Origin of the sequence: Pseudomonas sp. 8209 (assembly GCF_028682105.1) — a bacterium.
Taxonomy (GTDB): Bacteria; Pseudomonadota; Gammaproteobacteria; order Pseudomonadales; family Pseudomonadaceae; genus Aquipseudomonas; species Aquipseudomonas palmensis.
This window is the reverse complement of record NZ_JANIAH010000001.1, coordinates 410738-422856: the sequence shown is the minus strand read 5'-3', so window position 1 is coordinate 422856 and position 12119 is coordinate 410738. Positions and strand designations below refer to the sequence as shown.

General features: G+C 63.9%; 13 protein-coding genes. 3 read left to right on the top strand and 10 right to left on the bottom strand.

The features are described 5' to 3' along the window. Positions 1-3 precede the first annotated feature (3 nt). Positions 4-1011, top strand: a complete 1008-nt coding sequence (locus NP552_RS01860; protein ID WP_043861456.1) for an ATP-binding protein — start codon at positions 4-6, stop codon at positions 1009-1011. A 101-nt stretch (positions 1012-1112) separates the two neighbouring features. Further along, a complete protein-coding gene (locus NP552_RS01855; RefSeq protein WP_058540516.1) occupies positions 1113-1676 on the top strand; it encodes a vWA domain-containing protein in 564 nt (187 codons plus the stop codon). Positions 1677-1793: 117 nt separating this feature from the next. On the opposite strand, the gene NP552_RS01850 is transcribed toward NP552_RS01855, so the two are convergent. Beyond that, positions 1794-2060: a hypothetical protein gene (locus NP552_RS01850; RefSeq protein ID WP_054914565.1), complete on the bottom strand. Its 267-nt coding sequence runs from the start codon at positions 2058-2060 to the stop codon at positions 1794-1796. Positions 2061-2383: 323 nt separating this feature from the next. Between NP552_RS01850 and NP552_RS01845 the strand changes: the two genes are divergently transcribed. Then, positions 2384-3709 (top strand): sigma-54 dependent transcriptional regulator, encoded by a 1326-nt coding sequence (locus NP552_RS01845; protein ID WP_043861458.1) that lies wholly within the window; start codon positions 2384-2386, stop codon positions 3707-3709. An 88-nt stretch (positions 3710-3797) separates the two neighbouring features. On the opposite strand, the gene NP552_RS01840 is transcribed toward NP552_RS01845, so the two are convergent. From NP552_RS01840 to NP552_RS01800, 9 genes are all read right to left on the bottom strand, one after another. Beyond that, a complete protein-coding gene (locus NP552_RS01840) occupies positions 3798-5084 on the bottom strand; it encodes a hypothetical protein (RefSeq protein WP_043861459.1) in 1287 nt (428 codons plus the stop codon). A gap of 47 nt (positions 5085-5131) precedes the next feature. Then, entirely contained in the window at positions 5132-5872 is a 741-nt protein-coding gene (locus tag NP552_RS01835; RefSeq protein ID WP_058540148.1) for a hypothetical protein, read from the bottom strand. 33 nt (positions 5873-5905) lie between these two features. Continuing rightward, positions 5906-6586, bottom strand: coding sequence for a C39 family peptidase (locus NP552_RS01830; RefSeq protein WP_043861461.1), 681 nt, complete (start codon positions 6584-6586; stop codon positions 5906-5908). 60 nt (positions 6587-6646) lie between these two features. After that, positions 6647-7642 (bottom strand): hypothetical protein, encoded by a 996-nt coding sequence (locus tag NP552_RS01825; protein WP_043861462.1) that lies wholly within the window; start codon positions 7640-7642, stop codon positions 6647-6649. 65 nt (positions 7643-7707) lie between these two features. Then, positions 7708-8280 carry a hypothetical protein gene (locus NP552_RS01820; protein WP_058540149.1) on the bottom strand — a complete coding sequence of 191 codons (573 nt, stop codon included), beginning with the start codon at positions 8278-8280 and terminating at the stop codon, positions 7708-7710. A gap of 1 nt (position 8281) precedes the next feature. Then, positions 8282-8734, bottom strand: coding sequence for a hypothetical protein (locus NP552_RS01815; RefSeq protein ID WP_373870424.1), 453 nt, complete (start codon positions 8732-8734; stop codon positions 8282-8284). A 295-nt stretch (positions 8735-9029) separates the two neighbouring features. Further along, positions 9030-9581: an AAA family ATPase gene (locus tag NP552_RS01810; RefSeq protein WP_054914561.1), complete on the bottom strand. Its 552-nt coding sequence runs from the start codon at positions 9579-9581 to the stop codon at positions 9030-9032. Then, entirely contained in the window at positions 9578-10144 is a 567-nt protein-coding gene (pnuC, locus tag NP552_RS01805; protein WP_043861465.1) for a nicotinamide riboside transporter PnuC, read from the bottom strand. The genes NP552_RS01810 and pnuC overlap by 4 nt, the downstream gene beginning before the upstream one ends. A gap of 151 nt (positions 10145-10295) precedes the next feature. Then, positions 10296-11930, bottom strand: a complete 1635-nt coding sequence (locus NP552_RS01800; RefSeq protein ID WP_274096337.1) for a methyl-accepting chemotaxis protein — start codon at positions 11928-11930, stop codon at positions 10296-10298. Positions 11931-12119: the final 189 nt, after the last annotated feature.

The window sequence follows — 12119 nt, the reverse complement described above, 5'->3', positions numbered from 1 at the left end:
GACATGAGCGAACCCGTACATTTTCCGCTGGCCGCCGTGGTCGGCGCCCACGACCTGAAGCTGGCGCTGTGCCTGACGGCCATCGACCCCAGGATCGGCGGCGTGCTGATCGAAGGCCCGCGCGGCATGGCCAAGAGCACCCTGGCCCGGGGCCTGGCCGACCTGCTGGGCGAGGGGCCCTTCGTGACCTTGCCGCTGGGCGCCACCGAGGAGCGCCTGGTCGGCACCCTGGACCTGGATGCTGCGCTTGGGCAGGGCCGCGCGCAGTTCTCGCCGGGTGTGCTGGCCAAGGCTGATGGCGGCGTGCTGTACGTCGACGAGGTCAACCTGCTGCCCGATCACCTGGTCGACCTGCTGCTGGATGTGGCTGCCAGCGGCACCAACCGGGTAGAGCGCGATGGCATTTCCCATCGGCACAGTGCGCGCTTCGTGCTGATCGGCACCATGAACCCGGAGGAGGGCGAGCTGCGTCCGCAGTTGCTCGACCGTTTCGGCCTGAATGTGGCCCTGCAGGGCCAGCCGCTGCCCGAGGCGCGAGGCCAGATCATCCGCCGCCGGCTGGACTTCGACAGCGACCCGCAGGCGTTCTGCGCGCAGTGGGCCGATGCCCAGGCCGAGCTGCGCCAGCGCTGCCAGCAGGCACGCGAACGCCTGGAACAGATTGCCCTGGATGACCAGGCCCTGGCGCAGATCACCCAGCGCTGCTTCGAGGCCGGGGTCGACGGCCTGCGCGCCGACCTGGTCTGGTTGCGTGCCGCCCGTGCCCATGCGGCCTGGCGCAGTGCACCGGGCATCGAGGCCGAGGATATCGAGGCGGTGGCAGAGTTTGCCTTGCGCCATCGGCGCCATGACCGGCCCGCCGAGCAACCGCCTCGCCCCGACGCTCAGCCCCAGGGGCAATCGAGCCCGTCGAGCGAGCCCCAGGGCAGTGGCCAGTGGGGTGAGCTGCCAGGCCAGCCGGTGGCTGTGGGCGCTCGGCGCGAGGTACCGCGCTGGCCAAAAAAGCCTTGAGCATCCGCCCGCGCTCGCACCCGGCGGCGGATGCCAGGCCCCGTGCAGGCAAGCTCGACCGGGGCCCGCGCGGGCGTGCCCGGGCAGCCGGGCAGGGCAGCGTGGCCTGGCCTGCCACCCTGCTCAAGGGCCGCCCGCGCCAGCGCGACGAGCTGTGCTGGGCGCAGCGCACCGCAGCGCCGGCGCAGCTCTGGCTGGTGATTGTGGATGCGTCGGCGTCTACCCGGCGTTACCAGGCATTGAGCAAGGCCAAGGGTTTGCTGGCCGAACTGTTCGACCAGGCCTACCGGGCCCGCGCCAGGCTCGCCCTGCTAACGGCCAGCGGCCGCGAACCGCGCTGGCAGCGCCACGGCCTGAAGGCCTCTGCTGCGCTGCAGCCCTGGCTGGCGGAGCTTGGCGCCGGCGGAGGCACGCCACTGCTCGAGGCACTGCAGCAGGCCCGGCAATGGCTGACCCAACGCCAGCGGCGCTACCCCAATGAGGTGCAGCACTGCCTGATCCTCACCGATGGCCGGCTCAAGGCCTGGCCGGCGCTGGAGGCACTGCCGTGCAGCAGCCTGCTGGTGGACATGGAAAGCGCACCGGTTCGCCTGGGCCGCGCCAGGCAAATGGCGCTGGAACTGGGTGCGCAATACCAACACCTGGAACAGTTCAACTTGCGTTGAAACAAGTACTTGGGCCGTAAACTGCGGCCAACTGCCGCAGCCGCCGGCGCACACTTCACAAACAAAAAAAGTGCACCCGGTGGGTGCACTTTTGCATGAACGGGGCAGGCCGGAAAGTTACTTCGGCATGCTCCACGGCTGCAAGTCATAACCTTTCTGGCTCAACTCGGCGCGCACTTCCTCGATCAGGTGTGCCAATTGCTGCGGGTCGGAATAGGTGCTGCTTGGAACTTGCTTGCTGCCGATACGGGTGCTGGTCCGGTCGATTACCGCCAGGCTGAGTTCGCCAGTGCCGTTAGGCACATCCCAGGCGACGCACTGGAAAGGTTCGAAGGCGTGGTCGGCAATCAGCAGTGCTTCGTTGACACGGAGCGGGGCGTTCATGGGTTCGGTCTCTCTGTGGTCCCAAACATTGAAAAAGTTGCGGCAAGGTGTGTTCCCTGCGGCAGGTTACTTGTACTGATGCACGCAGTAGTGGGTCAGGTCACACTGCAAGTAATGTTTTTTTAATCGGTGCTGACAATCTGCATTCATTGGCAACATCTGGGACGTTGAATTAACAGGAAAATTCTACCGAGCCGAAAGCAAGGCCGTATTTGCAGACGGACGGTAGTGGGCATTCTGACGTTGGTTGCTACTGTTACAGACGGGCCATACAACATGCTGTTTCTACTAACATTTCCAATAATTGGCGCCAAGGAAAGGTCATGCTGGAACCGGTACCGAACCGCCGCTTGCTGATCGTTGACCCTTGTGACGATTGCCACCGCTTGTTGCCAGGCCTGCGCAGCGTAGGTTGGGACGTGCGCACCTGCACCCTTGCCACTGCCCTGGAGCACCCTTGCGATGTGGGGTTGCTGCGCCTGCACGCCAGCCACCTGCAGCACCCCGATGCGGTCAAGGACCTGATCAGCCGCAGCGGTACCGAGTGGATCGCGGTGCTCAGCGCCGAGGAGCTGCGCGCGCAGAACGTGGGTGATTTTGTGTGCGAGTGGTTTTTTGACTTCCATACGTTGCCATTCGATGTCTCCCGCGTGCAGGTGACCCTGGGTCGCGCATTCGGCATGGCACGCCTGCGCGGCAAGGGCAACCTGCATGTGGATGAGCCCGAGCACGAACTGCTGGGTGACAGCCGCCCGATCCGCGAACTGCGCAAGTTGCTGAGCAAGCTGGCGCCCACCGAGTCACCGGTGCTGATTCGAGGCGAGAGCGGTACCGGCAAGGAACTGGTGGCGCGCACCCTGCACCGGCAGTCGCAGCGCCACGACAAACCGTTCGTGGCGATCAACTGCGGGGCGATTCCCGAACACCTGATCCAGTCCGAGCTGTTCGGCCACGAAAAGGGCGCCTTCACCGGCGCGCACCAGCGCAAGGTCGGGCGCATCGAGGCTGCCAACGGCGGCACGCTGTTTCTCGACGAGATCGGCGACCTGCCGCTGGAACTGCAGGCCAACCTGCTGCGTTTTCTGCAGGAAAAGCATATCGAACGGGTGGGCGGCAGCCAGCCGATTGCGGTGGACGTGCGCGTGCTGGCTGCCACCCATGTCGACCTGGAGAGCGCGATCACCAGCGGGCGTTTTCGCGAAGACCTGTATTACCGGCTCAACGTGCTGCAGGTGGTGACAGCACCGCTGCGTGACCGGCATGGCGACCTGTCGATGCTGGCCAGCCACTTTTCGCGTTTCTACAGCCAGGAGACCGGCCGGCGCCCGCGCACCTTCAGCGAAGACGCGCTGATGGCGATGGGCAAGCATGATTGGCCGGGTAATGTGCGCGAACTGGCCAACCGCGTGCGTCGCGGCCTGGTGCTGGCCGAAGGGCGGCAGATCGAGGCCCAGGACCTCGGGTTGCAGGGCGCGCAGGTCGAGATGACGCCGATGGGTACCCTGGAAGACTACAAGCACCGCGCCGAGCGCCAGGCGCTGTGTGACGTGCTCAATCGTCACAGTGACAACCTCAGCATTGCGGCCAAGGTGCTTGGGGTGTCGCGGCCTACGTTCTACCGGTTGCTGCACAAGCATCAGATTCGCTGAAGATCCCACGCTACGTCCATTCGCCAGCAAGGCTGGCTCCTACCCGAAGGTAGGAGCCAGCCTTGCTGGCGAATGGCGTCGGCGCAGATCAGAAGTAGTAAGGGAATTTGAGGCTGAAGGTGAAGTCCGGCGCATCGTCGGTCAGGCCGATCGACAGGTTGGGCACTATGGTCAGGTTGTCGGTGGCGGCCAGGGTCATGCCCACGTTGAAATAGGCGGCGTTGGCATCACTGCTGGGCACCGAGGTCCAGCTGTCGCCGGTTTCGGCCGACTTGATCTTGGATTTGCGCGCGATCAGGTCGGACACCGAGAACGACATGCTCATCTTCTCGTTCAGCGCAAAGGCGATACCGGCGCCGATCTGGAAGCTGTCGCCCAGCTTGACCTTGCCCGGCACCTTGACCCCGGACGTGGAGCTGACGTCACTGAACGACTCTTCCAGGGTATGGGTATAGGACAGGCTGCCGAACAGTACTGCCGGGTCGAACGTCTTGACCAGCGAGATGCCCGGGCTGATGGACCATACGCCGTTGCCGGTGGGCAGGTCTTCGGGGTAGGCGAGGCTGTCGTTGTTCGGGTCCTGGATCAGCTTGATGCCGAACGGGTCCTTGCCGGTGGGCGCCTTGACCCGCAGGGTGAGCACCGCATCGGGGCTGTTTTCCGATTCGTCGAGGAACTTGTAGGCCACCCCGAAGTTGACATCCCCCAGGGTCGGGTCGCGGGTGACGGTCTGTTCGGTCACGCCCTGGGCGTTGTTGCCGGCGCCCCCGGACTGGTAGGTGGACTCGCGGTAGACGATGGGGGCGTTGATATCGAACTGCCAACGCTGGTCGAGGTTGTAGCGGGCAGTCAGGTCCAGGGTCCAGTTGTCGGCCTTGATGCGGTCCAGGTTGATGTTGCCCAGGAAAATCGAGTCCAGCGCGAGGAAACCGTTGAGGATCAGTTGGCGGGTGTCGTAGCGGGCGTAGGTGATGCCGGTCTCGACGCTGAACTTGCCGCCACCGAAGAAGCCGCTGGCCTCGTCGTACAGGTTGGACACGCTCTGCGCAGGTTCCGAGTCGCCCTTGAGCGCTTCGCCGTAGGAACTGCCGGTGCCGGGGGCCGCCCCGGATGCGGTAGCCACCTGGCCTGACCGGGTGGGGGCCGCTGGCGAGCGGGTCAGGCGCTGAGGAGGTGCCGCGGGTTGATCTTCAACCTGACGGACCCGCTGCTCGAGCACCATCAGTGCCTGCTGCTGGGATTCATAACGTTGCTTGAGTGCCTGCAACTCCTGTTTCAGGGCCTCAACTTGCGGATCTGGCGCCGCTTGCAGCAGCGCTGAAGACGCCAGAGTGCTCACACAGACCACTGCCTTCAACGAAAACGATCGATGCATGGGTTAGCCGTCCCTTCCAACTGCGGTGAATTGAGACAGAGCGTAGATCAATATCCGGAAATACGAAGGCCCTTGAGTTGATCCAGGTTGCAGTTCAAGGCCCCGGCAGTAGGCAGGTTGTTGCGCAGTACCACATTGAGCTGGGTGATGTTGTTGACGGCGTTGTTGCCGCCCAGGAGCGTGGTGGCCTGCAGCAGCCCGCCCTGGGCCAGGCGCTGCACCGTATTGCCCTGGTTGTTGTTGGCCTGGATACCCAGCTGGATGCCCTTGCCGGTGGAGGAAACGCTCAGCGTGCCGGCGCCATTGCTGCCGGTGATGGTCTGCCCGCTACCCAGCAACTGACCCTGTGGCTGGCCCGCCGCCGGGGCACTGTTGGCTTCCTTCACGTTGATCGAGACATTGTTGTAGGCCGTGTTGTAGTCGCCCGCCGCGCGTACCGACTGGGTAACGCCCTGGGTCGTGCCAAGGCCGGCCCCGCCGGTGACGGTACCGTTGCCCTGGGTTACCGGGGCGCCGTTGCCATCGCGCGTGTCGAGCGAGACATAGAACTGCGGCTTGAACGAGGACTGCTGCACTTGCATGCTGGCGGTGGCGCCGATGCTGTCGCCGCGGGCGTTCTGCCAGGTGCTGCTCATCACCACGCCAAAGCTGATGATGCGCCCTGGCATCACATAGCGTCCGCGCAGCTCGGACAGTTCCTGGTCCTTGATCTCGATGGGCTTGAACTGCGCATGGGCAGGCAAGCTGGCGGCCAGGCAGGCGGCAACCAGCCAGGTTGAAGTCTTCATCGGGTGCTCCCCGGAGCTTCATGCCCCTTCTGATTAGAAGAAATCACTTTGTATGAAACCAAAATCCATCAACTGCGCATCGTCTACCGGGCTGAACCCGTTGATCTTGTTTTTTGCAGTCAAGGGTTGTGGCGGGTCGAGCAATGCGTTGGCCTTGTCATAGCCAGGGCCGATGACGGCAAAGATGATGCCGTTCCAGCCTTTGACGAAATCATCGAACTTGTAGCGTTTGTGGCCCAGAACCGGGTCACCGATGTACACCCAGTCCTTTTCGGTGCGTTGCAGCACCACGAAGTGCTTGTAGCCGCGAATGTCCATCAGCACCACCACCGGAATGGTGACGCTTTGCAGGCTCTCGGGCGGGATCCGATAGCCCCGGGCACGCATGCCGATGCTTTCCACGTATTTCTTCATGTCCAGCATGGAGAAGCCCTGGGTCTTGACCACTTGCTGGTCGGCGTGGGCGAGCATGCCGTCGATGATGTGTTCTTCGTCGACGTCCAGCCAGTAGGCTTGCTTGAGGACGGTGGCCAGGGCGGCGGCGCCGCAACTGAAGTCGGTTTTCTGTTGTACAAGGTCGGCGAAGCGTCGTTCGCGAATGCTCTGGATGGGCTTGTAAATGACATTGCCGCCCGGCAGGGCAGCGATGGGCATCTGTGCGGCCTCGGCCAGGCTGGCCAGAAACAGCAATGCGGCAAGCAGGGCAATGCGCATGGTCTTCGCACCGTGTAGATGGCAGGAAAGGGGCCCCTGGGGGCCCCGTCCTTTTTCAGCTTACAGGCAGGCGCGGCAGCCTGCTGCGATGGACAGCGAGTTGCTCTGCTGGTTGCCCGAGCCGGCCGACACGTTGGCGCCCACGTTGCCCGACACGCCATTGAGCGAGTTGCTCATGTTGGCGTTGTTGACCACAGGGTTGGCCCAGCCGGTAGGTTTGAGCACCTGGTAGGTGTAGACGCCACCGAGTACGAAGCTGCCTTCTTCGGTGAAGGTAAGCTTGTCTTTCTGTGGTTTGTTGCCGCCACGATCATCCCAGCCACCGTTGTGCCCGGGTTTGTCGTCTTTGCGTTCCACGTAGCCGTGGCCTTCGCCTTCGTACTGGCCATAGGCGGCAAAGGCGCCACCGAGGGTTTCCTTGGTGTAGGTACGGTCGGCCTTGTTGTTGACGCTCAGGCCGGAGGTGGACTGGTTGGCGGCTGCGCTGGCCACGGCCACACGGCCGCCGGACACGGCGATTGCCAAGTTGTTTTTCTGTTGGTTGAAGTCGCCGGCGGTCACGTTGACACCGATGTTGCCGGAGCTGTTGTTCGCCGAATTGGTGAGATTGGCGTTGTTCTGGGTAGAGAAGTTGTTGACGATGTTGCTGGTGTTGGTCTGGGTGGCGCTGGAAACAGCAACCGCACTGCCGAAGATGAAGCGTTCGTCGGCGGTGGCGATGGCGGCAACGTTGTCTTGCTGGTTGCCGTCACCGGCTGCCACGTTGGCGCCCAGGTTGCCTTGAGAGCCGTTTGCCGAGTTGTCCATGGTGCCGTTGTTGCGGGTGTTCTCGTTGAGCACACCGTTACCACCATTGCCCTGGGTATCGATCACGGTGGCGCCAGCGCCGGCGTTTACCAGCAGGGCGAGCAGCGCGCTGGAATTGTTGTTGCCGCCGTTATTGCCGCCATTGTGTCCGCCGTTGTGACCACCGTTGTTTCCGCCCGCTTGTGCAGCAACTGCCATGACCGCTGCGAGTGCGAATACCAGAGGCTTGAGTGCCATTGTGGGTTTCATGGTGTTTCTCCGCATTGTTTTTAGTTGTTAAGTGTTGTGTTGTGCTGCGTTGTGAACTGCTCGGGTCAATCTGCAACCCGTACGCTCAGGGTGTTGGCCATTCGGTTCCCGACCCCGGCGCTCTGGTTCAACTGGATCACCCCACGGCTGCCGGTGAAGGCCTGATCGCTGGTAGCGACCTGGCGACTGCCGGGGGTTTGACCTGTCGAGCCTGAGCCGTTTGACAGCGCCACGTTCTGCTGGTCGAGGACGCTGTCGTCGATGCTCTGCGCGGTGGCACTGATGCTTACCCGCACGGCATTGACTTGTTGTGTGTTGGCACCGGCCGACTGGTTGATCCCAATCATCCCGTTACCGTTGGTGAAGGCGTTGCCACCGATGCTGGCGCGGGCATTGATCGCGCTGCTGGCAGGGGTGTCGATGCGCTGGCGCACCTGGGTGGTGGCGGTGGCATCGGGGTTGATGGCGATGGCGCGGCTGTTGTTCTGTTGCTGCTGGTCGCCAGCCGCCTGGTTGATGGTCACGTTGCCCTTGTAGCCCTGGCCGCTGGCGTTGATGGTGGCGTTGTCATTGACCGGTTGGGCCGCCAGGGCCGACGCGCTGCAGGCCAGCGCCAGAAACAGCAGTGAGTGGTTCATCTCAACGGCCCCCGGTCAGGATCTGCAGCGGCGCAAGGCCACGCTGCACGTTCTGGTTGACCGAATTGGAGATGCTGTTGGCGCCCCCTGCGCCAGGGCCGGAGCCGCCACGCAGGCCCGGCAGGCTGGTGGGCACCGCCCCCATGCCGCGGATGTTGCCGGACGCGTCGGGCATCAACACCCGGTTTACACTGGCACCGCTGGCCACACCGGCAAAGTCGCCATCGCTGAGCTCGTTGGTCTGGCTCAGGATGCGTGGCGACTGATTGGCATTGACGGTCATGGGGCGGGGGTCGGGGGTGCCGGTCGGGCGAACGGCCGAACGCGGCTGAACCTGGCGCTGGATGATGATGGTGCCGTCGCCGGCGGCCAGTATCGGCAGGCTCAGGGTGCTGGCGCCCAGCGCACAGCCCATGACGAAAAGACTCAGCAGCTTGTTGGTGTGATTCCCCACGGCAGCGATTCCTTCTTCGGTGCGCTGGCCCTATCAGCGTTGCGAGAAGGAGAGCAGAAGCTGTGCCGCTTTTGCTTTGTGCCAGCGAATCAAGGGCATAGCGCACGGGGCGGGGGCTGGTCGGAAAACCTGTATCACCGGTGATACAACCGCTGGTCCTTTTTGCAGGACTTGCAGCAGCGCAGATGCCCGCCGTGCCCCGAGGGTGGGTGTATCACTGGCTTAACACGTCACCGCGTGTTGGGCGCAAGTGCTCTGGATCGGCGGTTGAGGTGGCCGGGTGTGTAACGCCGGGTTAACACTCGGTGGCGCAGGCCGGGGGCTTGCCTTCCAGCAGTGCCTGTACGGCCGCCAGTACCGTCGATTGGCGGTATGCCCAATCGCCCTCGATGACCTGCATGGGTTGGCCATGCCGTTGCAGCCATTGGCGGCTGGCCTCGAAGAACGCCTGGCGCTCCTCCAGCCGTGGCTGACAGCGCTGGCCGTCGCCGACCCAGGGCACGCCTGCGGGGCTGAGCAACAGGTGCAGGTCGTAGCGCCGTGCCAGCAGCGCCTGTTCCAGCCACGCCGGGCAGTCGTTGAACAGTACGCGGCTCCACAGCATGTTGCTCAGCAGGTGCGTATCGAGTATCAGCAGCTCGGGCTGGCGCGCGCGGGCCGCATCCTCCCATACCAGCTGCCCGCGGGCGATGGGGTCGATGTCGGCGTAGCAGGTGTCGCGTCGCTGCTCGTCGATGAAGTGGCGCACGTACTCGCCTACCAGTTCGCCACCGAAATGCGCCTGGATTTCGCCGCCCAGCCAGCTCTTGCCACTGGACTCCGGGCCCGCCAGTACCAGGACCTTCATGGGCTGGCCAAGGCCGGGTCACGTCGCCAGCTATGCCAGCCCTGCAGGGCGATCAGGGTGAACAGCGCATACAGCGCGGCGGTGATGTACATGCCTTTGTAGAGGAACAGGCCGACGAAGATCACGTCCAGCACCATCCACAACGGCCAGCATTGCACGCGCTTTTGCGCCATCCAGAACTGCGCCACCAGGCTGAAGGCGGTGAGGGTGGCGTCCAGCCAGGGCTCTGCAGCATCGGTCCAGGTCGCCATGGCCGCACCGAGGGCCAGGCTGGCCAGCAGGCCCACGCCCAGGCCCGACAGCAGCGGCGCGGTACCCAGGTAGGTCACCTGCCGGATCGGGCGATCCTCGCCGGGGCGTGTCCACTGCCACCACCCATAGAGCTGGAACACGGCAAACGCCAGTTGCAGCAGCATGTTCGAATACAGCTTGAAGTCGAAGAAGATCCAGCTGTAGAGCAGCACCACCAGCAGGCCGATGGGCCAGCACCAGGGGTTCTGGCGGGTCGTGAGCCATACAGCGATGACGCCCAGCACGGCAGCGTACAGTTCCAGGCCGGACATCGGCGTTCCTTGAAGGGGGGCAGGGCGGCGATTGTACCTTGTGGCACGTCAGGTGCCAGCCTTGGGTGAGCACTTCGCCGCCAAGGCCGGCTCCTGCTGAGGCAATGTCGAGCCTTGCAGAAGTCGGCCGCCGGCGAGGTGCAGGCTGCGGTCAGACCCGGAACTGCCTCAGCAACTGCCCCAGCTGTTCGCTCAACTGGTTCAATGCGGCCCCGGCACTGCTCGACTGGTGCGCCGCCACGGCCGTCTGACGCGACAGCTCGGCCGTCTGGGTGACGTTGTGGTTGATCTCTTCCACCACATGCGACTGCTGCAGCGTGGCACTGGCAATCGAGGCATTCAGCGCGCTGAGGTTGTGCAGTGCCTGGCTGATGGCATCCAGGCTGGCACCGGCCTCGCTGGCCTGTTCGACCGTCTCGCGCGAGGCCAGGCTGCTGGCATCGATCGCCTTGACCGCAGCCTCGGACTGGCCCTGAAGGTGCTCGATCATCTGCTGGATCTCGGCCGTCGACTGCTGGGTGCGTTGCGCCAGCAGGCGCACTTCGTCGGCCACCACGGCGAACCCGCGACCCTGTTCACCCGCCCGCGCGGCCTCGATGGCGGCGTTGAGTGCCAGCAGGTTGGTCTGCTCGGCAATCGAACGGATCACCTCCAGCACGCTGCCGATACGCGTGCTCTGGCCCGCCAGGGCCTGGATCACCTGCACCGCCTGGTCGATGGTGCCCGACAGCTCGTCGATTTTCAGCAGGCTGCCATGAATGCTTTGCCGGCCCTGTTCGGCCCGCTGCTGGGCGTCCTGCATCTCGCTGGAGGCGTGCTCGGCGTTCCTGGCCACGTCCTGCACCGCATAACTGACCTCGTTGATTGCGGTGGCCACCTGTTCCATCTGCTGCGACTGTTGTTCGCTGCGCTGGTGCGCCTGGCCGGCGTTGCTGCCTACGTCCCCGGCCGAATGGCCCAGGGCCTGGGCGGCGCCCTGCAACTGGGTCACCACCTGCTGCAGCTTGGCGGTGAAGGTGTTGAAGTGCAGGCCCAGCTGGGTGACTTCATCCTGCCCATGGGTGTCGAGGCGACGGGTCAGGTCGCTTTCGCCGCTGGCGATGTTGCCCATGGCATCCACGGCTTCCTGCAAGGGGCGGGTGATACTGCGGGCGATCAGCATGACCACCAGTGCCATTATCACCGCGATGACCACCCCCAGCAGCGATGCGTCGCGAAGCTGGCGCACGAACTCGGCGTGCATGTCGTCGATGTACACGCCAGAGCCGATCACCCAGCCCCAGGGTTTGAACAGCTGGATGTACGAGGTTTTTTCCACCGGCTCGCTGGCACCGGGCTTGGGCCAGCGGTAGTCGATGCTGCCGGCGCCCTGGGCCTTGGCCAACGCGACCATTTCGTTGAACAGCGCATAGCCGTCCGGGTCGCGAATGCCGGAGAGGTCCTGGCCTTCGAGCTTGAGGTTCATGGGGTGCATGATCATCTTCGGGCCCAGGTCGTTGATCCAGAAGTAGTCGTCCTGGTCATAACGCAACCCGCGCACCGCACTCAGCGCCTGTTGCTGGGCGGCCTCGCGGGTAAGGGTACCGCTGGCTTCCAGCCCTTGGTAATAGGCCAGCACGCCGGCTGCGGTTTCGACCACGTGCCGGGTCTTTTCGGCCTTTGCCTGGTACAGGTCACCGTGGATCTGACGCAGCATCAGCAGCCCCAGGGTCACCAGCATCAGTACCGCCACCACCAGGATGAGCCACAGCCGACGGCTGATCGACATACTGCGTAAAGTCTTCATGAAGGTCACCCTATGTTCTTGTTATTGTCCGCATCCAACCACGCTTTACCGAAACAACCTACTCGACCAAGGGCTAAGTGATTGATTAGTAGAGCGCTGTCGCGTCGAGCGGCAGCGTTTGCACGAGCGCTCTGTTAGGATTTCGGCCTTCACGGGGCAGTTCTGAAGGCCGGGGTAGCATTTCCTTCG